The organism is Paracidovorax sp. (assembly GCF_057642795.1).
Genome location: NZ_JBXYZY010000037.1, coordinates 84,429 through 107,380, shown reverse-complemented (window position 1 = coordinate 107,380; position 22,952 = coordinate 84,429). Strand labels below are relative to the sequence as shown.

Annotated in this window: 19 protein-coding genes and 1 tRNA gene; 8 read left to right on the top strand and 12 right to left on the bottom strand. The window is 66.9% G+C overall.

The window, feature by feature from the left end; all coding sequences use genetic code 11:
- The first annotated feature begins 60 nt into the window (after positions 1-60).
- Positions 61-855: a CoA pyrophosphatase gene (locus AC3A84_RS15005; RefSeq protein ID WP_487970772.1), complete on the top strand. Its 795-nt coding sequence runs from the start codon at positions 61-63 to the stop codon at positions 853-855.
- Between the two features lie 90 nt (positions 856-945).
- Positions 946-1,947: a CobD/CbiB family protein gene (locus tag AC3A84_RS15000; RefSeq protein WP_487970770.1), complete on the top strand. Its 1,002-nt coding sequence runs from the start codon at positions 946-948 to the stop codon at positions 1,945-1,947.
- 77 nt (positions 1,948-2,024) lie between these two features.
- Here AC3A84_RS15000 and rsgA read toward each other — a convergent pair whose 3' ends face one another.
- From rsgA to AC3A84_RS14985, 3 genes are read right to left on the bottom strand one after another with little or no spacing between them, the layout of a single operon-like run.
- On the bottom strand, positions 2,025-3,017 hold the full coding sequence (rsgA, locus tag AC3A84_RS14995; protein WP_487970768.1) for a ribosome small subunit-dependent GTPase A: 993 nt from the start codon (positions 3,015-3,017) through the stop codon (positions 2,025-2,027).
- A gap of 30 nt (positions 3,018-3,047) precedes the next feature.
- Positions 3,048-3,392, bottom strand: a complete 345-nt coding sequence (locus AC3A84_RS14990; protein WP_487970766.1) for a 4a-hydroxytetrahydrobiopterin dehydratase — start codon at positions 3,390-3,392, stop codon at positions 3,048-3,050.
- Entirely contained in the window at positions 3,389-4,714 is a 1,326-nt protein-coding gene (locus tag AC3A84_RS14985; RefSeq protein WP_487970764.1) for a M48 family metallopeptidase, read from the bottom strand. Before AC3A84_RS14985 ends, AC3A84_RS14990 begins: the two co-directional genes overlap by 4 nt.
- Positions 4,715-4,811: 97 nt before the next feature.
- Here AC3A84_RS14985 and orn point away from each other — a divergent pair, with 97 nt between their 5' ends.
- The 3 genes from orn to AC3A84_RS14970 all read left to right on the top strand — a co-directional run bounded on the left by orn (position 4,812) and on the right by AC3A84_RS14970 (position 9,210).
- A complete protein-coding gene (orn, locus tag AC3A84_RS14980) occupies positions 4,812-5,390 on the top strand; it encodes an oligoribonuclease (protein ID WP_487970762.1) in 579 nt (192 codons plus the stop codon).
- A gap of 311 nt (positions 5,391-5,701) precedes the next feature.
- Positions 5,702-7,567 (top strand): DEAD/DEAH box helicase, encoded by a 1,866-nt coding sequence (locus AC3A84_RS14975; RefSeq protein ID WP_487970760.1) that lies wholly within the window; start codon positions 5,702-5,704, stop codon positions 7,565-7,567.
- Between the two features lie 179 nt (positions 7,568-7,746).
- Positions 7,747-9,210, top strand: a complete 1,464-nt coding sequence (locus tag AC3A84_RS14970; RefSeq protein ID WP_487970758.1) for a sensor domain-containing diguanylate cyclase — start codon at positions 7,747-7,749, stop codon at positions 9,208-9,210.
- A gap of 91 nt (positions 9,211-9,301) precedes the next feature.
- Here AC3A84_RS14970 and AC3A84_RS14965 read toward each other — a convergent pair whose 3' ends face one another.
- The 9 genes from AC3A84_RS14965 to AC3A84_RS14925 form a co-directional block, all read right to left on the bottom strand.
- Entirely contained in the window at positions 9,302-10,534 is a 1,233-nt protein-coding gene (locus AC3A84_RS14965) for a multidrug effflux MFS transporter (RefSeq protein ID WP_487970756.1), read from the bottom strand.
- Between the two features lie 58 nt (positions 10,535-10,592).
- Positions 10,593-11,102 (bottom strand): copper chaperone PCu(A)C, encoded by a 510-nt coding sequence (locus AC3A84_RS14960; protein ID WP_487970754.1) that lies wholly within the window; start codon positions 11,100-11,102, stop codon positions 10,593-10,595.
- Between the two features lie 190 nt (positions 11,103-11,292).
- Complete coding sequence (locus tag AC3A84_RS14955; protein WP_487970752.1) at positions 11,293-11,514, bottom strand: DUF3606 domain-containing protein; 222 nt, start codon at positions 11,512-11,514, stop codon at positions 11,293-11,295.
- Between the two features lie 194 nt (positions 11,515-11,708).
- On the bottom strand, positions 11,709-13,358 hold the full coding sequence (locus tag AC3A84_RS14950) for a methyl-accepting chemotaxis protein (RefSeq protein ID WP_487970750.1): 1,650 nt from the start codon (positions 13,356-13,358) through the stop codon (positions 11,709-11,711).
- A 647-nt stretch (positions 13,359-14,005) separates the two neighbouring features.
- A tRNA-Lys gene (locus AC3A84_RS14945) sits at positions 14,006-14,081 on the bottom strand.
- A 119-nt stretch (positions 14,082-14,200) separates the two neighbouring features.
- Positions 14,201-15,178, bottom strand: coding sequence for a GMP reductase (locus tag AC3A84_RS14940; protein ID WP_487970748.1), 978 nt, complete (start codon positions 15,176-15,178; stop codon positions 14,201-14,203).
- Positions 15,179-15,391: 213 nt separating this feature from the next.
- Complete coding sequence (locus AC3A84_RS14935) at positions 15,392-16,117, bottom strand: hypothetical protein (RefSeq protein WP_487970746.1); 726 nt, start codon at positions 16,115-16,117, stop codon at positions 15,392-15,394.
- Positions 16,118-16,229: 112 nt separating this feature from the next.
- Positions 16,230-17,234 carry a tripartite tricarboxylate transporter substrate binding protein BugE gene (locus tag AC3A84_RS14930; protein ID WP_487970744.1) on the bottom strand — a complete coding sequence of 335 codons (1,005 nt, stop codon included), beginning with the start codon at positions 17,232-17,234 and terminating at the stop codon, positions 16,230-16,232.
- Between the two features lie 86 nt (positions 17,235-17,320).
- A complete protein-coding gene (locus AC3A84_RS14925) occupies positions 17,321-18,502 on the bottom strand; it encodes a M20 family metallopeptidase (protein WP_487970742.1) in 1,182 nt (393 codons plus the stop codon).
- Between the two features lie 160 nt (positions 18,503-18,662).
- On the opposite strand from AC3A84_RS14925, the gene AC3A84_RS14920 reads away from it, so the two are divergent.
- The 3 genes from AC3A84_RS14920 (at position 18,663) to AC3A84_RS14910 (ending at position 22,851) form a co-directional block, all read left to right on the top strand.
- Positions 18,663-19,532 carry a MurR/RpiR family transcriptional regulator gene (locus AC3A84_RS14920; RefSeq protein WP_487970740.1) on the top strand — a complete coding sequence of 290 codons (870 nt, stop codon included), beginning with the start codon at positions 18,663-18,665 and terminating at the stop codon, positions 19,530-19,532.
- 120 nt (positions 19,533-19,652) lie between these two features.
- Positions 19,653-22,130: a UvrD-helicase domain-containing protein gene (locus tag AC3A84_RS14915; RefSeq protein WP_487970738.1), complete on the top strand. Its 2,478-nt coding sequence runs from the start codon at positions 19,653-19,655 to the stop codon at positions 22,128-22,130.
- A gap of 121 nt (positions 22,131-22,251) precedes the next feature.
- Complete coding sequence (locus AC3A84_RS14910) at positions 22,252-22,851, top strand: GDP-mannose pyrophosphatase (RefSeq protein WP_487970736.1); 600 nt, start codon at positions 22,252-22,254, stop codon at positions 22,849-22,851.
- Positions 22,852-22,952: the final 101 nt, after the last annotated feature.

The window sequence follows — 22,952 nt, the reverse complement described above, 5'->3', positions numbered from 1 at the left end:
ATTCTGGCCTCCCGCCGCTACCGCGCAAGCCGTAGCGGCTTTTTCTTGGGTGCTCGCCGCATGACCTTGCCGCCTTCCGCCGTGCCTCCCGTTCCGGCGCCCGCCGCTGGTGCCCCCGTCGCGCCCCTTGCGTCCACCACGCAGCCGCCTGTGGTGCCGGTCTCTTCCGTCATCCCGCCCGCAGCCCGTCTGCCGGCGTTCGACCCGCGCACGGTTCCCATCTCCGGCGTGGACGCTCATCTGCCGGCCGTGCCGCGCGCTGTGCAGACGCCCGAGGCGCTGCGACAGCGTTTCGCGCACGCGCCGCAGTGGGAGCCCGAGGTGGCGCTGGAGCGGGCCTTCTCCGACCGCACGCCCTCGCAGGCGGCGGTGCTGATGCCCATCGTGCTGCGCGAGCGGCCCACGGTGCTGCTCACCGAGCGCACGGCGCATTTGTCGCAGCATTCCGGTCAGGTGGCCTTTCCCGGCGGGCGGACCGATCCCGAAGATGCCGACCCCGCAGCCACGGCTTTGCGCGAGGCCTGGGAGGAGGTCGGGCTCGACACCCGATTCGTCGAGGTACTCGGCTCCCTGCCCACCTATGTGACGGGCAGCGCCTTCATCATCACGCCGGTGGTCGCCCTGGTGCAGCCCGACTGCGTGCTGCGGCCCAACCCGTACGAGGTGGCTGACGTGTTCGAGGTGCCCCTCGACTTTTTGCTGGACCCCGCGAACCACCGCCGCCAGCGCATGGCCTGGCAGGGGTTGGAGCGCGAATGGTTCGCGATGCCCTATGCCGATGGCGCGAAGGAGCGCTACATCTGGGGCGCCACGGCCGGCATGCTGCGCAATTTCTACCGCTTCCTCATGGCCTGACGCGGCCCTGGTACCCGGGCTGCGCCTGCCGTGGCGGCGCAGGCGGGCCGGAGGCAGCGCGGAAAAGGGGCCTCGCTATCATTGGCCTCCATGAGTTTCTTCGCCATCTTGTTCGCCTTGCTCATCGAGCAGGCCCGCCCGCTGGCACGCACCCATCCCGCCCATGCAGGGGTGCGCGCCTGGGCGCTGTCGGTGCGCCGCAATTTCGACGCTGGTAGCTCCGCGCAGGGCTGGGCCGCCTTGAGCCTCGCGGTGCTGGTGCCTACCTTCCTCGCGCTGCTGGTGCATGGGCTGCTGCTGCACTGGATCGGCTGGCCGGTGGCCATGGTCTGGAACGTGGCGGTGCTCTACCTCACGCTGGGCTTTCGCCAGTTCAGCCACCACTTCACCGGCATTCGCGACGCGCTGGAAGAGGGCGACGAGAACCGGGCGCGGGCGGAACTGGCCGCGTGGCAGCAGGTCGACGCGCGCGACCTGCCACGCAGCGAGATCGTGCGTCATGTCATCGAGTATTCGGTGATCGCCGCGCACCGCCATGTCTTCGGTGTGCTGGCCTGCTTCTCGCTGCTGGCGGCGCTGGGCCTGGGGCCCGCCGGCGCGGTGCTCTACCGCATGGCCGAATTCGTGGCGCGGCACTGGAAGGAGCAAGGCCTGCGCATCTCCGACCACCCGCCCAGCGCGGCGCTGCTGCATGCTGCCGACCGGGCCTGGACGGCGATCGACTGGTTGCCCGCGCGCCTCACGGCCCTGAGCTTCGCCGTGGTGGGCAGCTTCGAGGAGGCCATCGACGGCTGGCGTTTCCACGCACAGCGCTTCCCTAACGACAACGACGGCGTGGTGCTGGCGGCCACGGCTGGCGCCATCAACGTGCGGCTGGGCGGCGAGGCCCTGCGCACGCGCATCGACCCGCAGGTCGCCGCGATCGACCCGGCGGTGATCGACGCCGTAGAGGCCGATGCCGACAGCGACAGCACGCCCGGCCGCACGCCCGAGATCGGGCATCTGCGTAGCGTGGTGGGCCTGGTCTGGCGCTCGGTGGTGGTGTGGATGCTGCTGCTGGCGCTGCTGACCTTCGCGCGCCTGCTGGGCTGATTGCTATTGTTTTTATAGCTGCTGGCGCTTGTTCTTCAAGCGCTGCAGCCCGTTTTGGCCCTGATCCGGGCCAGAACTCACCAGCGCCGCGTCTCGCTCAGTTCCGCAAACAGGTTGGCGTAGATCTGGTAGCGGCTGGCGCTGATGGCGCCTGGCCCGGTGCGTGATTCGCCCTGCAGGCCGTCCACGTGTTCCATCACCGCGCAGCCCGGCTCGTGCAGGTGGGTGCAGTTGTAGAAGCGGCAGTGCTCCGCATGCAGGCCGATGTCGGGCATCAGGCGCGGCAGGTCGGCCGGGCCGATATGGTGCAGCCCGAATTCCTGAAAGCCCGGCGAGTCGATGAGCGCGGTGGTGCGCTCCTGCGGGTCCACCCAGTAAAGCGTCGTGCTCGTGGTGGTGTGCTTGCCGGAGTTGAGCGCCTGCGAGATCTCGCCGGTCAGCACCGTCGCGCCCGGCACCAGCAGGTTGATGAGCGTGCTCTTGCCCGACCCCGAGGGGCCGAGCACCAGTGTGGTCTTGCCGCGCAGGAGCTCCAGCAGCGCCTGGCGGTCCACCTCGGCCGATTCCGAGAGCGAGAGCGGCAGCACGCGGTAGTGGTGGCTGGCGGTGTGGCCGCCATCACTGCCGTCGCCACCCATGTGGCGGTAGGGCAGCAGGCGCTCCCAGGCCCGGGCGAAGGGCTCGACCAGGTCGCTCTTGTTAAGCGCGATCAGCGGCTGGATGCGCTCGGCCTCGGCCGCGATCAGCGCGCGCGCCAGCTGGCTTTCGGAGAACACCGGTTCGGCTGCGATCAGGATCAGCACTTGGTCGAGGTTGGCCGCGAACGACTTGGTGCGGATCTCGTCCTGCCGGTAGAAGAGGTTACGGCGTTCCTGCACGCGCTCGATCGTGCCTTCTTCGCCCTGGCCGGGCGGTGGCGCTTGCCAGAGCACGCGGTCGCCCACCACGGCCTGGCTCTTCTTGCCGCGCGGGTGGCAGATGCGGCGGGCGCCGTCGGGCGATTCGACCAGGCAGTGGCGGCCGTGGCTGGCCACCACCAGGCCTTCGTACAGGGCGCTGCGCTCAGCCATGGCTGCGCAGCGGCAAGTGGGCGGAATGCATCATGCGGCCAGCAGGGCGTCGAAACGCGCCGCGCAGTCGATGTCGGTGGCCGAGATGCCGCTCACGTCGTGCGTGTTCAGGCGCACCACGCAGCGGTTGTAGTGCACCGACAGGTCGGGGTGGTGGTCCTGCGCGTGGGCGATGAAGGCCACCGCGTTCACGAAGGCCATGGTCTCGTGGTAGTTGGCGAAGCGGTAGGTCTTCTCGATGGCCACGGCCGCGCCGTCACCGCTCAGTGCCCAGCCGTTCAGCTCGGCCAGCCGGGTGACCACTTCGGTGGCCGTCAGCGCCCGGCGGGGCTCCTGAGACCAGTCTTTGCGGGGGAACATGGATGGAGTGCTCATGATGGCATCGGGCTCGGGATGGGCATGCGGGCCAGGCGTTCGCTGGCCGGCGGATGCGAGTAGTAGAACTTCACGTACACCGGGTCGGGCGTGAGCGTGGAGGCGTTGTCTTCGTAGAGCTTGAGCAGCGCGGCGGCCAGGTCGCTGCCGCTGGCCTGCGCCATGGCATAGGCGTCCGCCTCGAATTCGTGGCGGCGCGAGATCTGCGCAAAGAGCGGCGAGATGAACACCGTGAAGACGGGCGCGGCGAGCAGGAAGAGTAGCAGCGCCAGCGCGTCGTTGGGCGCGGCGGGCGCCAGGCCCGGCAGCATCAGGTTGGGCACCACGCCCAGGCCCGTATAGAACCAGAACTGCGTGCTCAGCCAGCCCAGCAGCGCGAAACCCGCCAAGCTGAGCGCGAACAGGCTCACGATGCGCTTGACGATGTGTCGGTGCTTGAAGTGGCCCAGCTCGTGGGCCAGCACGGCTTCGACTTCGCCGGGGCTCAACTGGCGCAGCAGCGTGTCGTAGAACACCACGCGCTTGGCCGCGCCAAAGCCGGTGAAGTAGGCGTTGGCATGGGCGCTGCGGCGGCTGCCGTCCATCACGAACAGGCCCTTGGCGGCGAAGCCGCAGCGCTGCATCAGCGCCGTCACGCGGGCCTTGAGCGATTCGTCCTGCAGCGGCTGGAACTTGTTGAAGAGCGGCGCGATGAAGAGCGGGTAGATCACCATCAGCAGCAGGTTGAAGCCCATCCAGACGGCCCAGGCCCAGAGCCACCACGCTGGGCCCGCCGAACTCATCAGCCACAGGATGAGCGCGGCGATGGGCAGCCCCACGATGGCGCCCATCAGCGTGGACTTGAGCAGGTCGCCCAGCCACAGGCGCGGCGTCATCTTGTTGAAGCCGAAACGCTGCTCGATCACGAAGGTCGTGTAGATCGTGGTCGGCAGGTCGATCAGCCCGCCGATCACCGCGAAGGTGCCCAGCAGCGCCAGTTGCTGCAGCATTCCGCCGCCTAGCCAATCGAGCAGGGCCCGGTTGAGCAGGTCCAGGCCGCCCAGCAGGGTCCAGCCCAGCGTCACGGCGGCCGAGATCGCCATCTCCAGCAGGCCGAAGCGGGTCTTGGCGATGGTGTAGTCAGCTGCTTTCTGATGGGCCGCCAGCGGGATGCGGCCAGCGAATGCGGCCGGGACGGCGCTGCGGTGGCGCGCCACGTGGCGGACCTGGCGCGTGGCCAGCCAGAAGCGCAGCGCGAGACCGGCCAGCAGCAGGGCGGCGAACGCCAGCGTCAGCAGCACCGACGGCGTCCAGAAGGGAGGATTGGAGGCAGAGTGGGGCATGAGCGTTGGAGTGTAGGGCTTTGCCACGGCGCCAGATGCCCGAGTGGGAATGCCTGCGTCGGTGCGGAGCGTGGCACCCATCGGCGACAATTGCCCCATGTCTGAAACCGCTGCCACCCCTGTGCCTGCCTTGCCCAAGTCCGACCAGAACCTGGTCTGGCTCGATTGCGAAATGACGGGCCTGAACCCCGAAACCGACCGCCTGCTGGAGATCGCCGTCGTGGTGACCGGCCCGAACCTGGAGCCCCGCGTGGAGGGCCCGGTGTTCGCCATCCACCAGTCCGATGAACTGCTGAACGGCATGGACGCCTGGAACAAGGGCACGCACGGCCGCAGCGGCCTGATCGACAAGGTGCGGGCTTCGGCTATCACCGAGGCCGAGGCCGAGCAGCAGATCATCGAGTTCCTGGCGCGCTACGTGCCCAAGGGCTCGGCGCCCATGTGCGGCAACAGCATCGGCCAGGACCGGCGCTTCCTGGTGCGCTACATGCCCCGGCTCGAAGCCTTCTTCCACTACCGCAACATCGACGTGAGCACGCTCAAGGAACTGGCCAAGCGCTGGAAGCCCGAGGCGTGTTCGTCCTTCAAGAAGGCGCAGCGGCATACCGCGCTCGCCGACGTGCATGAGTCCATCGACGAGATGGCGCACTACCGCACGCATCTGCTGGCGGTGTGAGGCTCCTGCGCTCGCTGCCCTGCACAAAGATGGGGCAGGGCGCAAAAGAGGCATTGCGGGAAAACCCCAGGCATGCCATAATCGCCGGCTTGCGTGACACATTAGCCCTTTGCGGCTCACGCAGATTGCGCATCTCCCTTCACACACCGGGCCTGCAAGCCGCTTGAAATCCACGTTTCAGCGGAACTTCGCACAAATGCCCACCCGCGCTGCTCCCCGCAGCTCTGGTTTCGTTTGATGGTTGATGTTTTTTAACCATTGACGAAGCCTCCGCAGGCCACGCCTGCGGCTGTCTTCGTGTGAGAAAAAATATGACTGACACTCTCCAAGTGCAGGGCGAATTCGCGCCTGCAGATACCTCCATTGCCGCTGCAGACGCAGTCCTGGCTGTTGAATCCGTGGCCGTGCAGGCCGACGACGTCGAAGTGACGGCCGAACCCAATGGCTTCGTCCAGCTGGGCCTGGCTGCCGAACTGGTGCAGGCCGTGGCCGACCTGGGCTACACCCAGCCCACGCAAGTGCAGGCTCGAGCCATTCCTCTGGCGATGAGCCCGAGCGATGCTTCTGCCCGCTTCATCGACCTGATGGTCTCCAGCCAGACCGGCAGCGGCAAGACCGCAGCATTCCTGCTGCCCGTGCTGCACACGCTGATCGGCGAGCAGGCCGCTGCCGAAGCCGCTGCCCGCGCCGAATTCGACCGTGCCGTCGCTGAAGCCGCAGCCCGTGGCGAACCGGCTCCTAAGCGCGCCAAGCGCAAGGACCCCACCAACGCCCGCAACTTCAAGGCCGCCGTGCCCGGTGCGCTGATCCTGTGCCCGACGCGTGAACTGGCCCAGCAGGTGGCGCACGACGCCATCGAACTGGTCAAGCACTGCCGCGGCCTGCGCGTGGCCAACGTGGTGGGTGGCATTCCCTACCAACTGCAAATTGCCAAGCTGCAGAACGCCAACCTCGTGGTCGCCACGCCGGGCCGTCTGCTGGACCTGCAACGCTCCATGCAGATCAAGCTCGACCAGGTGAAGTTCCTGGTGGTCGATGAAGCCGACCGTATGCTGGACCTGGGCTTCGCCGACGACCTGGCCGACATCAACCAGATGACCAGCCAGCGTCAGCAGACCATGATGTTCAGCGCCACGTTCGCGCCGCGCATCCAGCAGCTGGCCATGCGCGTGATGCACGATGGCGGTTCGCACGTGCAGAAGGTGCAGATCGACAGCCCGCAGGAAAAGCACGCCAACATCAAGCAGACCCTGTTCTGGGCTGACAACGCTCAGCACAAGCGCAAGCTGCTGGACCACTGGCTGCGTGACACCTCCATCAACCAGGCCATCGTGTTCGCCAGCACCCAGGTGGAGTGCGACGGCCTGGCTAACGACCTGCAGCAAGAAGGCTTCTCGGCTGTGGCGCTGCACGGCGCCCTGAGCCAGGGCCTGCGCAACCGCCGCCTGATGGCGCTGCGCAGCGGCCAGGTGCAGGTGCTGGTGGCTACCGACGTGGCTGCTCGTGGTATCGACGTGCCGACCATCACGCACGTGTTCAATTACGGCCTGCCCATGAAGGCCGAGGACTACACCCACCGTATCGGCCGTACCGGCCGTGCAGGCCGCCAAGGCCTGGCCGTGACGTTCGCGGAGTTCCGCGACCGCCGCAAGATCTTCGATATCGAAGGCTATAGCAAGCAGCAGTTCAAGGCAGAAGTCATTCCTGGCCTGGAGCCGCAGCAGCGTGCGCCGCAGGCCCGCCCCGAATTCGGTGGCCGTGGCAGCCGTGAAGGCGGCGGCTTCCGTGGCGGCGATCGCCGTCCTTCGGGTGGTGGCCGTGGCGGCTTCGGCGGGGGCTTTGGCGACCGTGATCGCGGCGGCGACCGTTTCGGCCGCGGCGCTCCGGCTGCTCGTGATGGTGGTGGCTACCAAGGTGGCGGCCATTTCGCTCCGCGGGGTGACGACCAGCGTGGCTTTGGCGGCGGCGCTCCCCGCCGCGATGGCGAAGGCTACGGCCGCAAGCCTGGCTTCGGCGACCAGCCTCGCGGTGGCTTCGGTGGCGGCCGTCCTGACGGCGCAGGCCGTGGCGGCGACTTTGCGGCACGCAAGCCGGCATTTGCAAAGCCCGGCACGGGCGGTGGCAAGCCGTTCGTGCCGCACGACGCACGCAAGCGCCCGGCTCGTCCGGCCCGCTAACGCCTGATCCACAGGCGCACGCTGACCCGTGCGGTAAGTGAAAGAAAAAGCCAGCCCTTGAGGCTGGCTTTTTCTTTGGCGCGAGCTTCGCGGCGCATGGTCGGGGGCGGTCGATAATTCGATCTGGGCGGGCCGTAGCGCGGCTGTCATGCCTGCGTCATGACCATGGAGGGCCCAGGATGTCTCTTTCTTCCCCGTCGGAAAACGATTTCGAGCATATGTTCGACATCGCGCCCGTGTCGCTCTGGCTGGAGGATTTCAGTGCACTGAAGACCTTGCTGGACACCTGGCGCAGCGAGGGCGTGGTCGATGTCGAGGCCTATGTGCGCGCGGACCCGTCCCGCATGCAGGCGTATGGCGCCGCGATCAAAGTGCTGCGGGTGAACCAGCGGACGCTGGAGTTGTTCGCCGCGCCCGACCAGGCGACGCTGCTGGCTTCGCTCGACAGCATCTTCCGGGGCGACATGCACCAGCAAGCCATCGCGGAGCTGCGCCAGCTGTGGTCCGGTGCGCTGGATTTCTCGAACCAGACTGTCAATTACGCACTCGATGGCCGCCGGCTCGACGTCCACATTCGCGGCCGCATCCTGCCAGGCCATGAAGACCGTTGGGACCGCGTCCTCATTTCGCTGGAAGACAACACCCAGCAGATCGAGAGCCGTACCCGCCTGCAGCGCAGCGAGGAATATGCGCGCGGGCTGTTCGAGCATTCCCCTGTATCGCTCTGGGTCGAGGATTTCAGCGCGGTCAAGCGCCTGCTCGATGATGTTCGCCGCCAGGGCATCCGTGACTTCAAGACCTTCCTGAAGGTGCACCCCGAATTCGTGGATCGCTGCATTCAGGAAATCCGGGTCATCGACGTGAACGAGCAGACGCTGCAGATGTTCGGCGCGGACAGCAAGGACACCTTGCTCAAGCAGATCGTCAAAGTCTTCCGCGGTGAGATGCATGAGTCCTTCGCTGAGCAGTTGCTCGATCTTTGGGAAGGCCGGCTGTTTCAGCAGCGCGAGGTGGTGAACTACAGCCTTTCCGGCGAGGCCGTCCACATTCACATGCAGTTCTCCATCCTGGAGGAACGGCAGGACGACTGGTCCATGGTGCTGATCTCATTGGTGGATATCACCGCCCGCAAGAAGGCCGAGGCCTATCTGGAATACCTGGGCAAGCACGATGTGCTCACGCAGCTGCGCAACCGCGCTTACTACGTGGAAGAGCTGAACCGGCTCACGCGCAAAGGGCCCTTTCCGGTGGGCGTGGTGGTGATCGACATGAACGGGCTCAAGTTCATTAACGACGAGTCGGGCCACGCGGCGGGTGACGCGATGCTGCGGCGCGTGGGCGAGGTGTTGGGTAAGGCCGTGGATCCGCCGGCGTGCGCGGCGCGCATCGGTGGTGATGAGTTCTCGCTGCTGCTGCCGGGCGTGGACGAGCGCGGTGCCCAGGCCGCGGTCGATCGCATCCAGTCCTTGCTGGATCTCAACAACCAGTTTTACCCAGGTTCGGTACTGAGTCTGTCGATCGGTGTGGCGATCGCCGCGTCGGGCGACCAGATCGAGGGCGCGGTCAATCGTGCCGATGAGGCAATGTACGCGGAGAAAACCCAGTATTACGCCGATAACGGCCTGCAGCGCCGGCGAGGCTGACGGGTATGGCTGCGGTCTTTTGGTCGCGCCGGGTCTGCAAGAAAGCGGTGCCGTCTGTCGCTCGTCGTCGGGCTGGGGCGGCTGCGGCGCGTCAGGCGGCGGTGGCTACGCGGCCGATGTCAGGCCAACGGTGATGCAGGTACACCCAGGCCACCAGTCCGACGCAGGTCATGCCCGCCGATGCGCAGGCCAGCAGCAGAGTGGAATGCATCACCAGTGGCGCAACCACGCCGGCCACCACCCCGTTGGCGGTGGAGCCGACGAAGGCCTGCAGCGATGAGGCCATGCCGCGCCGCTCCGGGTAGAGGTCGAGCACCAGCAGCGTGACGACTGGCACCATCAGCGCCCAGCCGAAGGCGAACGCGGCGATCGGTAGCAGCGCCCACGCCACGTGTGCCGTGAACAGGGCATTGGCCGTCAGGTTGAGCGCCGCCATGGCGAACATGATCAGGAAGCCGTGCCGTATCTGCCGCTTGGGCGGAATGCGGCCCGCCAGCCGGCCACTGAGCCAGGCGCCGCCCATGATCCCGGAGATGGTCAGGACGAAGAACCAGAAGAAATGCGTGGGAGCCAGATGCAGGTGGTCGCCCAGGAAGGCGGGCGCCGCCAGCACATAGAGGAACATGCCGTTGAACGGCACCCCGCTTGCCAGCGCCAGCAGCAGAAAGCGTGGGCTCGAACCCAGTTGCCAATAGCCCTGCAGCAGGTGCCGTGCATTGAAGGGCTGGCGCTGGCTGGCATGCAGCGTTTCGGGCAGCAGGCGGAAGTTGGCGATCCACAGCAGCAGGCCCACGCCGGTCAAAAACCAGAAGACGCTGTGCCATCCCAAATGCACGAACAGCCACCCGCCCACGATGGGTGCGATGGCCGGCGCGACCCCGAAATAGATCGTGACTTGGCTCATCACCTGCTGGGCCTGCGCCGGCGGGAACATGTCGCGGATCACGGCGCGTGACACCACGATGCCGGCGCCTGCAGACAGCCCCTGCAGCGCCCGGAAAAGTACCAGCTGGCCGATGTTCTGCGAGAGCGCGCAGCCCGCCGACGCGAGCGTGAACACGGCGATGCCCCAGAGCACCACGGGCCGGCGGCCGAAGCTGTCCGACAGCGCGCCGTGGAACAGCGTCATGAAGGCGAAGCCGAACAGGTAGGCCGACAGCGTCTGCTGCATCTCCACCGGCGTGGCGCCCACGGCCGCGGCGATGCCGGAGAACGCCGGGATGTAGGTGTCGATCGAGAACGGCCCCAGCATGCCGAGCAGGGCCAGCAGGGCGGCCAGCGCCCAGCGCGGTGCGCGCCAGAGTTCATGGGCTTGTGGGTTCATGGGCGCAGAGTGACGGGGTAGGTGGCGGGGCGGCGGTGGATGTCGATGGATCTAGGACTCAATGCTGGTGCATGCCGCCGTGCTCGCCGTGCCCGGCGGAGCCGCCGCCGGCAGGAGCCGCTGTGGTCGCCATGCCGCGCGCCTGGGCGTGCACCTGTACGGTCTCGCGCTGGCCGTCGTTGTCCTGGAACACCAGGATCAGCGCAACGGTATCGCCCGCCTTTACCTGGGCCGGCAAGTCCATCAGCATCAGATGGTAGCCGCCCGGCTGCAGCTCTACGATCTTGCCGGCGGGCACGTCCAGGCTCGGCACGGCGCGCATCTTCATCACGTTGTTCACCATCTTCATTGCGTGTACTTCGGCGATCGGCGCTGCGGGCGTGCTGACGGACATCAGCCGCATGTCCTTGCCGGACTTCAGCCGCATGAATGCGCCCGTCGCCTTTTGGTGTGGCACCGTCGCGCGGACCCAGGCGTCTTGCACGGTGACTTGCTGGGCTTGTGCGGCGCCAATGCAACAGGCGATCAGGGCTGTGCCGAGGGTGATGCGGGAGAAGAGGTGTGGCATGGGCTGAGGTGGATGGAAGCTGCTCGCTGGCGCCGCAGCCCTGCCTTCAGCCAGGAATGTCTACGGCAACAAGCCTCGCGGCATGCGGGGGGGGGGGCGAGGCTTCGGCGCTGGAAGGTGCGGGAAGGTCGCTTGGCAACCATTATGGCGACCGCGGGGCGCGAAAGTGTCCCGGCCGGCTCCGATTCCGTCAGGCGTTTCCTGCGCCTGCCTGTTCGATGCGGTCGTCGTTCGTGGTGCTGCGCGTACCCTTCAGGTGCAGCTCCACGTCGGACGCCTGGTCGCCCGCTGCGGCCACGGCGTCCTGGATCTGCTGTTCGCTGACGCCCAGCTTCCTGGCCCAGTGGGCCACCGACTTCGGGTCGTTCGCTGCGATGCGGTCGGGTGCGGCTGCGGTGTTGGCTGCGTTCATGATGTGCTTTCCTGGCCTTGCGGCGATGAAGTGGAGGTGGAACATCGAAGCTAGCGTGGAGGCAGTGGTTTGCCTGTAGGTCGAACCCGGCTGCAGAGGGGCGGTCCTGGCCTTCGAGATCCCGTCACGCGCCCTCGCTTTGCATCGCCGATGCCAAGGCAGGGCGCCGATTAGATGAGGCGCGACGACGGTGATCAGCGCGGTAGCAAGCTCATTGCGTTGCGCGACGAGTGCTGCAGCGTCCTCTCTTGCGCCTGGCCCGCGGGCATGGTGCGCGTTGGCGCCCCCAGCCGGAACACGGCGACCGCCGCTACCAGGCTCTCCGCCTGCTGGCGCAACGAATTGGCTGCTGCCGCGCTTTCCTCCACCAGTGCGGCGTTTTGTTGCGTGACCTGGTCCATCTGTGTCACGGCTTCTCCCACCTGGCTGACCCCCGCGCTCTGCTCGCGGCTGGCCGTGCTGATCTCCGACACCACATCGTTTACGCGGCGAATGGAGTCCACCACCTCCGTCATGGTCGCCCCGGCCTGATCCGCCAGCGCCGAGCCGCTCCGCACCTGGGCCACGCTGTCGGTGATGAGTTCCTTGATCTCCTTGGCCGCTCCGGCGCTGCGCTGCGCCAGGTTGCGCACCTCGCTCGCCACTACGGCAAATCCCCGTCCCTGTTCGCCAGCGCGAGCGGCTTCCACTGCAGCGTTCAGCGCCAGGATATTGGTCTGGAAGGCGATGCCGTCGATCACGCCGATGATCTCTGCAATCTTGCCGCTGCTTTGGTCGATGCCGCGCATGGTGTTCACGACCTGGCGTACGACCGTGCCTCCACGCGCAGCCACTTCGGAGGCTGCATGAGCCAACTGACTGGCCTGCTGTGCGTGGTCGGCGTTCTGGCGCACCGTGGCGCCCAGCTGATCCATGGAGGCAGCGGTTTCTTCGAGCGCGCTGGCCTGGTGTTCGGTGCGTGCCGACAGGTCGTGGTTGCCCTGTGCGATCTCTGCGGATGCCGTAGCCACGCTCTCCGAGCCTTGCCGCACGCTAGACACCACCTGCGTGAGTGCATGCTGCATTTCCGCGAGGGCGCTCAGCAGCGGACTGAATTCGTCTTGGGCCGTGTCGATCACAGGTACGGTGAGGTCGCCGTCGCGCACCCGTTCAGCCACTGCGCGGGACTGCGCGACCCGATGCTGCAGCACCCGAGCGATGTACCAGGAGAAAACGACCAAGCCCAGGGCAATCGCCACCACCAGCAGTGCGAGCTGCGTGCGGGTCTTGATGGCTTCCTGGCGAATGTCGGCCAGCTCTGAATGCAACAGGTCTGACTGGTGCTGGCGCTCTTTTGCCAGCCAGGCCAGCAGACGGTTTCGCATGGGGATGGTTTCGTTCACCAGCACGTCGAAGGCTTCGTCCTTGCGGCCTTGGAGGATCAACTGGAGGTTGCGGTCCGCTATGGGCTTGAACTCTTGCTGTAGTTTCTGCCAGACATTCACGAACTCTTGCCGCGCCGCCGCGTCGTTCACCTGCGCCAGGAACGCCGCGTCGTTCTCCGCGATGCGTTTGTACTTGGTATCGATATCGGCCAAGGTCATCTGCAGGTCCTCGGGCGTGCGCACCAGCATGGCATGGCGGATCTGCAGGGAGATCTGGGTGATGCTCAGTTCCGTACTCGCGATCCGGGTGAGCTGGGGAACGCGGGTTCTGCCTGTCGCGTCGCCCAGCTCTCCTACGCGATTCAGTTGCATCCAGGCCATCAGCGCCACGGCACCGAGTGCGACGATCAACAAGAACGATACAGCGTGCAGCCGCCGTGCGATGCCGGAAAAGGCCGTGACGGCAGTGTTCGACAGCAAAAATCGGTTTCTGACAACGCGCGCCGGAATGGAATCGCCTGATGAATTGATCATGGGTATTGGGTATTTCTCATCATATTTTTGATTGCAGCTGGGCAGGATTCGAGCGGCGGTACGCCCCTCGCATTCAATGAGGCTGGCATCCTGCCTGCCGGGTTCTTGCGTGCGTCGCTCGGTGGCAGACAGGTCCGCGGGGGGGGGGCATCGGGGCGATGTGGCGCAAGGCTGTTCCTTGTACGCAGCCCGTTTGCGGATGGATCTGGCTCTTGGGGCATTGGGGCGCCGAGCGTGCTGGCGCAGGGTGCACGCATCGAGCGTGCGCCGCCCGTCCCGCCGAGGCGCCGGGCTAGTCGGTCGATGACCTTGCGCGAGGAGTGAGGAAGGGCTGGAGCTGATCGCTGTCGGGGAGGCTCGCGGCCGATCGCGATTTGGACATATCAAGCCGTCCGGACGGCGGTGCGCTGTCGTGCCGTCGGGCGCAGCATCCAGCGCGTCACCCTGCGGCCCGTACGCGCTGCAAGCCTAGCCTGCATGCGTCTGCAACCTGGATGCGAGACGCATCACATGAAACGCCTCATACCGTCGCCAATGAAAAAAGCCGAAGTCACTGAGGTAACTTCGGCTTTTTTTGCCTTGCGGCTTGTAAGTGGTGGGTCCTGAGTGACTCGAACACTCGACCTACGGATTAAGAGTCCGCTGCTCTACCAACTGAGCTAAGAACCCACTTTTTAATTCGTGTCTGCGTTGCTGCAGAGCCTCGAATTATGCACGAATTTTTTTGATTGGCGCAAGTGCCGCAAAAAAATTTTAAAAAAAGAGGGCCCGCTGGCTCGCTCGGTACTTCACATCAGCAGGTGTTCCCCCGCGTTGTCACCGCCCAGGATCACGTAGTTGACCTTGCGTACGTCCATCAGCTTCGTGCCGCCCGCGTAGCTGATGGAGCTCTGCACGTCCTGCTCCATCTCGATCAGAGTACTGGACAGGGTGCCCTTGATGGGTTCGAGGATGCGCTTGCCTTCGACGTGCTTGTATTCGCCCTTGTTGAAGTCGCTGGCCGAGCCGTAGTACTCCTTGAAGCGTTCGCCATCGACTTCCACGGTCTTGCCGGGCGATTCCTCGTGCCCGGCGAAGAGCGAGCCGATCATGACCATGGTGGCGCCGAAGCGGACGCTCTTGGCGATGTCGCCGTGGCTGCGGATGCCACCGTCGGCGATGATGGGCTTGGTGGCAACACGCGCGCACCACTTGAGCGCCGAGAGCTGCCAGCCGCCCGTGCCGAAGCCAGTCTTGAGCTTGGTGATGCACACCTTGCCCGGGCCCACCCCGACTTTGGTGGCGTCCGCACCCCAGTTCTCCAGGTCGATCACGGCTTCGGGCGTGGCGACGTTGCCGGCGATGACGAAGGAGCCGGGCAGCTTCTCCTTCAGATAGCCGATCATGTTCTTCACGCTGTCGGCATGGCCGTGGGCGATGTCGATGGTGACGTATTCGGGCACCAGGCCCTCGGCGGCCAGGGTGTCCACGGTGGCGTAGTCGGGCTGCTTCACACCCAGCGAGATGGAGGCGAACGTGCCTGCCGCGTGCATGTCGCGCACGAACTGCACGTTGTCCAGATCGAAACGGTGCATGACGTAGAAGTACCCGTTGTCGGCCAGCCAGCGGCAGATCTTTTCGTCCACCACGGTCTTCATGTTGGCTGGCACCACGGGCAGGCGGAAGCTGCGTGGACCCAACGTGACGCTGGCGTCGCACTCGGACCGGCTTTCCACGCGGCACTTGCGCGGCAGTAGAAGAACGTTGTCGTAGTCGAAGATTTCCATGAGATTCCAAGCTCCTGTGAAAGGTCGCGCAGAAAGAATTTCCTGCGCGATGGGGCGCTTGGCTTGGAGACCGGTCTGGAGGGCGCGCCGTGCGGCGTCGCCGAGCCCTGCTGTGCGCAGGCACCATAAAAAACCGGACGCCAAAAAACTTGGGCCCGGTGATTGATTCTACCCCTGCGGTGCAAACCCTGCCCGCGGGGCGCCATGACCGCGTCAGGGTGCGGCGCAGCGCGAACGGGCGGCCGCCACGATGCGCCCGCTGGCATCTTCGAGCCAGCCGACCACGTTCATGCGGTCAGGGTTGGCACCGTCGGGAATGCGCATGGGGCGGGTTTCCTTCCAGAGCAGGTCGCGCGCGCTTTTCGGCAGCGAGGTGCCCTGCCTCCAGGTGTCCTGCAGCACGTTGCGAACAAGGTGGCGGGCGACCGGCGAGCCTTCGGTGCCGGCTGGCAGCGTCTCGGCCAGCAGCAGGGTGTAGCGGTAGGCGGATTGCTGTGCCTTGCCGCGCGGCAGGCTGATCCCGGCGGCCCGGTAGTCGTTCACAGCGGGGCCGAGCATCACGCGGAGGCGGCCAGGGGCGGCTGCCGTAGCGGCGGGGGCGATGTCGCTGACAGAGGTGTCCGTGGCCTGCGGCACTGGGCGGCGCAGCTGCTCTAGCCGTTCCAGCGATTCGCGCACGGCCGCTGCCGCCAGCGGGGCGTCGTCGCCCAACTGGCTGCCGGGCACGATCCAGTCCAGCACCACGGCCGAGGCTGCGGGCTCCACGGCCGGGGGCTGGGTCCAGCAATCGCCGCAGTCGGCGTTGATGAAGCGTTCGACCAAGGCGACGGGCTGGGCCTGCCCGTCGCTGGAGCAGAGCGATTGCGAATGCGCCAGCAGCGGCGCCCCCCCAATGAGGGCGATGGCGAAGGCTGCAGCGGAGATGTGGGGTGTGGGCATGGCGGGCGGGGCAGTGGGCAAGGGGCTCGGGGCTGGTGGGGCCTCGCCATGTTCCCACAAGCTCCTGGCCCGTGCTGCGTGCCCGCCGGAGGGCCGCTGTACCCCGGCCTGCTTACTCGGGCTTGATGTTGGCTTTGCGCACCACTTCGCCGTAGGAGGCGAGGCGGTCGGACATCATCTTTTCGAAGCCTGCGGGCGACATTTCTTCGGGTGGGATCACGCCGCGCGCCTTGAGGCTCTCGATCATGGCCGGCTCGGTCGCCGCCTTGCGGATGGCCCGGTGCAGGGTCTTGACCACCTCGGCGGGCGTGCCTGCGGGCGCGGCGATGCCGGTCCAGGAGGTCTGGTTGAGCGCGGGCAGGCCCAGTTCGGCGAACGTGGGCACGTCGGGCAGCTGCGCGACGCGCGTGTCCGAAGCCACGGCCAGGGCGCGCAGCTTGCCGGCCTGAATGTGCTGCAGGAACACCACCAGGTTGTCCAGCGCGAACTGCACTTCGCCGCCCAGGATGGCCGTCACGTACGGCGAGCCTCCGCGGTAGGGGATGTGAACACCCTTGGCGCCCACGGCCAGCAGGAAGGCCTCGGCGTTGATCTGGCCCATGCTGCCGGCGCCGGCCGTGGCGAAGTTGACCTGGCCGGGGTTGGCCTTGAGGTAGGCAACGAACTCGGCGAATGTTTTGGCAGGCACGCTGGGATGCACCACCAGCACGTTGGGCTGGCGGCCCAGGATGGCGATGTTCTCGAAGTCCTTGATGGGGTCATAGCCCAGCTTGGGCTGCACCAGCGGGTTGGCCAGGTGGCTGCTTTGCGAGGACACGACCAGCGTGTAGCCGTCGGCCGGAGCGCGCGCGACCAGCTGCGTGCCGATGGAGCCGCCCGCGCCAGGCTTGTTGTCCACCACCATGGGCACGCCCAGGAGGCGGCCCAGCGATTCGGTGTACTGACGGGCCATCATGTCCACGGAGCCGCCGGGCGGGAAGGGCACGACCAGGGTGATCGGCCGGCTCGGGTACTTGGCTGCGCTCGTAGCGAAGGCGGGCAGGGCGGCGGCGCCGGCCAGGCCCAGGCCGGTGGCGAGGATCTGGCGGCGGGAGGCGAAAGAGGACATGCGGTTCATGGGGGGCATCTGCAGAAAGTCAACGAACAAGGAAACGAAAGCGAAAAACGGAAACGGGACAGTGAAGTGGGGCGGGCGCGATCGGATCAGCCCAGCGCCAGCAGCGTGAGCGCCAGCGCCTGGGCGCGCGGCACGAAGGTGGTCAGATCGCAGAATTCGCGCTCACTGTGCGCGTAGCCACCCACGGGCCCCAGGGCGCACAGGGATGGAATGCCCATCTGCGAGGTGATGCCACTGTCTGCCGCCCCGCCGGTGGGCTCGCCATCGACAGCGAAGCCGACCTGCGCCGCGCAGCGCTGGTAGGTCTGCAACAGCGCATCGGGCGTGCGGGCCATGGGCAGCGTGCCGGTCTGGGCGAGGATGCGGCCGCGGGTGCGCGGCAGGGATTCTTCCTCGATCACGGCCTGGATGCGCGCCAGCACGGCCTGCAGGTCGTTCTCGGCGGTGTAGCGCAGATCGACGTGCGCGGTGGCGAGCGGGGCCACCACGTTGGAGGCCATGCCGCCCTGCACCACGCCCACGTTCACGGTGATGCCGGGCTCGCAGCCGTTGAGCGCATGCAGCGCCAGGATCTTGCGGGCCAGCGCGTCGATGGCGCTCGCGCCCTGCGTGGGATTGACGCCCGCATGCGCCGCAACGCCCTGCACCTCGAAGTGCAGGTGGTAGGAGCCCTTGCGCTCGTTGACCACGTTGCCGCTGATGCGGCCGGGTTCGGCGTTGAGCACCGCGCGGGCGCCCTGCACATGCTCGCGGATCACGGTGCGGCAGGTGGGCGAACCCACTTCCTCGTCGCAGGTGAAGAGCAGATGCACGGGCGTGGTGTTGGCCTTGAAGCGCGCCAGCGCCTCGGCCACGAAGACGTTCATCACCAGGCCGGACTTCATGTCGGCCACGCCCGGGCCGTAGGCCTTGCCGGCTTCCACGCGCCAGGGCCGCTGCGCCGCCGTGCCCAGGGGGAAGACGGTGTCCATGTGGCCCATGAGCTGGTAGTGGCCCGAGGCGGCTGCGTCGCGGCCCGGCACCTTGGCCAGGATGCACTCGCCCCAGCCCGGCTGGGGCAGGGTGTGCACGGTGATGCCGGCGGCCTCCAGGCGGCCGCGCAGCAGGGCCGCGACCTGGCGCACGCCCGCTTCGTGGCCGCTGCCGCTGTCGATGTTCACGACTTGTTCCAGCAGCTCCGCCATGGCCTGTTCCTGTGAGGCGAGCCAATCGAGCAGGGGCTGGGCGGAAGCAGCGGCGTCCGCAAGGGGGAAAGAGGTGCTGTGCATGGCCGTGGCGTGAAGAATGAAGATTGAAATGAAAATTTCAGCCATCATATTTCGTTGCAACACCTGTTGCAATGCGTGCAGACTGCCGGCCCTGGCCGGCATGCACAATCGGCGCATCCGGGCGCCCGCTCGTGTTTGGCCTCCTCCCTTCCTGTCCACGATGATCCTGCCCGAACGGCTCGCCGCCCACGCCGCCTCCCTGACTGCCAGCGAGCGAGCGCTGGCCGACGATCTGCTGCGGCACTATCCCGACGGGCTGCTGGATTCCGCCAGCGCCATCGCCGCGCGCACGGGCACCAGCGCCTCTACGGTGGTGCGGATGTTCGCCAAGCTGGGCTACGACAGCCTGGCCGAGGTGCGGCGCGAGGCGCGCTCCGAAGTCACCTCGCGCCTGCAGACCGCAGCGCAGCGCGCGCCGGCCACGCTGGGCGTCAGCCGCAGCCTCGCTGAATGCGTGGACGATGCGCTGCTGCACGATCAGCACAACCTCGCCGCTACGCGCAGCGGGCTCGACATGCCCGCCTTCGAGGCGATCGCCCGCCTGCTGGGCCGCGCCGAGGGGCGCGTTTTCGTGCTGGCCGAGAAGAACAGCGCGCCCGTGGCCAGCCACCTGGCCACGCACCTGCACCTGTGCCGCCCCGGCGTGCAGGACCTGGGCGCGGGCGCCTCGTTCGTGGTGGACCGGCTGCTGTGGGTGCAGCCACAGGACGTGCTGCTGGTCTTCACCATCCGCCGCTATTCGGCCGGCAGCCTGCGGGCGGCGCAGCATTTCCGCGCTCAGGGCGCCACGGTGGTGGCTCTCACCGACAGCCTGGTCGCACCCATCGTGGGGCATGCGCAGCACGCCCTGGTGGCGCGCACGGCCAATGCGTCGCCGTTCGATTCGTACACCGCGGCCTTCTTTTTGTGCAACGCGCTGGTGTCCGCCGTGGCCCAACTGCGCCATGGCGCGGTGCAGGAGGCGCTGGAGCGGCGCGACGCGCTGTGGCAGCAGTTTGAATCCGACGCGCTCGACGGCTTGCTGGGCTGATGCCGGAGTGTTTGGCTCCAGGGCCCTGCGGCGCGCATGGGGGCTGCGTCCTCTGCTATCGAAAGCATAGAGCTTGACCCTTGCGGGCGGCGGGCGCAGCGGGGTTCCTACAATGGCGGGATGCCTTCTCAAGACCTGTTTTCCGGCGCGCACGATGCGCCTTTCGGCGCTGGCGAGCCGGGCCCCGCGCCGCGCGTCGATCCCGCGACCTCGCCCCTGCTGCAAAACCTGAACGACGAGCAACTCGCCGCCGTCACGTTGCCGGCGGGCCATGCGCTCATCCTCGCGGGAGCCGGATCGGGCAAGACCCGCGTGCTGACCACGCGCATCGCGTGGCTGCTGCAAAACGGCTACGCCACGCCCGGCGGCATCCTGGCCGTCACCTTCACCAACAAGGCGGCCAAGGAAATGGTCGCCCGCCTGGGCGCCATGCTGCCGGTGAGCGTGCGCGGCATGTGGATCGGCACCTTCCACGGCCTGTGCAACCGCCTGCTGCGGGCGCATTACAAGCTGGCGGGGCTGCCGCAGTCGTTCCAGATCCTGGACACGCAGGACCAGCTCTCGGCCGTCAAGCGCCTGTGCAAGCAGTTCAACATCGACGAGGAGCGCTTTCCGCCCAAGCAGATGGCCTACTTCATCAGCGGCTGCAAGGAAGAGGGCCTGCGCCCCGGCGATGTGGACGCGCGCGATGCCGACAGTCGCAAGAAAGTGGAGCTCTACCAGCTCTACGAAGAGCAGTGCCAGCGCGAAGGTGTGGTCGATTTCGGCGAGCTGATGCTGCGCAGCTTCGAGCTGCTGCGCGACAACGACCCGGTGCGCCAGCACTACCAGCGGCGCTTCGCGCACATCCTGGTGGACGAATTCCAGGACACCAACAAGCTGCAGTACGCGTGGCTCAAGCAACTGGCTGGCGATCAGGTGGGCGGGCGCCTGCAGACCTACGGCAGCGTGATCGCCGTGGGCGACGACGACCAGAGCATCTACGCCTTTCGCGGTGCACGCGTGGGCAACATGGCCGACTTCGTGCGCGAGTTCGGCGTCGAGCGCCAGATCAAGCTGGAGCAGAACTACCGCAGCTACAGCAACATCCTCGACTCCGCCAACGCCCTCATCAGCCACAACAGCAAGCGGCTGGGCAAGAACCTGCGCACCACGCAAGGCCCCGGCGAGCCGGTGCGCGTGTACGAGTCCACCACCGACCTCGCCGAGGCGCAGTGGATGGTCGACGAGATCAAGCAACTGGTGAGGAGCGAAGGCTTCGAGCGCAAGGAAATCGCCGTGCTCTACCGGAGCAATGCGCAGAGCCGGGTGATCGAATCGGCGCTCTTCAACGCCTCGGTGCCTTACCGCGTCTATGGTGGCCTGCGCTTCTTCGAGCGCGCCGAGATCAAGCACGCGCTGGCGTATCTGCGCCTTTTGGAGAACCCGCACGACGACACAAGCTTCCTGCGCGTGGTGAACTTCCCGCCGCGCGGCATCGGCGCGCGCACGATCGAGGTGCTACAGGACGCGTCCCGGCAGGCCGGCTGCTCGCTGCACGACGCGGTGAGCGCCGTGCCCGGCAAGGCGGGCGCCAACCTGGGCGCCTTCGTCGCGCTGGTTGACGTGATGCGCGAGCAGACGCAGGGCCAGAACCTGCGCGGCATCATCGGCCAGATGCTGGAAGCCAGCGGCCTGGTGGAGCATTACCGCAACGAAAAGGAGGGCGCCGACCGCCTGGAGAACCTGGACGAACTCGTCAACGCTGCCGAGAGCTTCGTCACCCAGGAAGGCTTTGGCCGCGACGCCGTGGCCCTGCCGGTGGACGAGCACGGCGGCCGCGCCGCGCCCGGCCTCACGCAGAGCCCTGCCAGCCAGGGGCTGGATGCGGCCCTGCCGCAGACCGACGAGCCCCTGCCGCCGGTGGCCGGCATCGTCGATGCCGACACCGGCGAAACCCTGTCGCCGCTGGCTGCCTTCCTGACCCACGCCGCGCTGGAGGCCGGCGACAACCAGGCCCAGGCCGGGCAGGACGCGGTGCAGCTCATGACGGTGCATGCGAGCAAGGGGCTGGAGTTCGACGGCGTCTTCATCGGCGGCATGGAAGAGGGCCTCTTCCCGCACGAGAATTCCATGAACGACCGCGAGGGCCTGGAGGAAGAGCGCCGCCTGATGTACGTGGCCATCACCCGCGCGCGCAAGCGCCTCTACCTGAGCCATTCGCAGACCCGGCTGCTGCACGGTCAGACGCGCTACAACATCAAGAGCCGCTTCTTCGACGAACTGCCGGAAGGCGCGCTGAAATGGATCACGCCCAAGCAGCAGGGCTTCGGCACCTATGCTCCTAATAGCGGAGCGGGAGGTGCTTACAGATCAAGCGCTGGCGGCGGTTTTGGCTTCAAGTCCGAGACCTTCGCCAGCCCGCCTGTGCCGGTGCAGAAGACGCCCCCCGCCCACGGCCTGCGCGTGGGCCTGGCCGTGTTCCACACCAAGTTCGGTGAAGGCAAGGTCCTGGCGCTCGAAGGCTCCGGTGACGATGCCCGCGCCCAGGTCAATTTCCCGCGCCACGGCACCAAGTGGCTGGCGCTCTCCGTGGCCAAGCTGACGGTGGTGGATTGAGCGGGAGGTGCCGGTCGCGCGGGCCCGGTGAGTCCGGGCTCTCGCCGCCTCTGGCCACCCGCCGGCCCGCCGTTGGCGGCGGCATCGGCCGCCATCGCTGAAACCGTTCCTGGAGATCCCGTTGAGCATTGCCCACCGTATCCGCATCGAAGACGTCACGACCCTTTCGGACGACTGGTACGTCCTGAAGAAAACCACCTTCTCGTTCCAGCGCAGCGATGGGCGCTGGCAACGGCAATCGCGCGAGACCTATGACCGGGGCGACGGGGCCACGATCCTTCTGTACGACCTGCAGCGCCGCACCGTGATCCTTACCCGGCAGCTGCGCTACCCGGCTTTCGTCAACGGCCACGACGACTTGCTCATCGAAACACCTGCGGGGCTGCTTGACGATGCCCAACCCGAGGTCCGCATCCGCGCGGAGGTGGAAGAGGAAACCGGCTTCCGCGTGCGCGATGTGCGCCAGGTTTTCGACGCTTTCATGAGCCCCGGCTCGGTCACGGAGCGCCTGCACTGCTTTGTCGGTGCATACGAACCCGGCGACCGGCGATCCGAAGGTGGCGGCATCGAATCGGAGGGCGAAGACATCGCGGTGCTGGAAATCGGCATTGCCGAAGCGCTGGCGATGGTCGAGGCCGGAACGATACGGGACGCCAAGACCATCATGCTGCTGCAGTACGCCGCTCTGCATCTCTTTGCCGACCTGCGGAACCTGCGGTAGTCCAGAGCGCTGCGTGGCTCGCGCCGCTCTATGGCTCGGCCACGGCACCATGAAAAAACGAGGCTTGGCGCCTCGTTTTTTTGAAGGGGGATGGCCCGGCC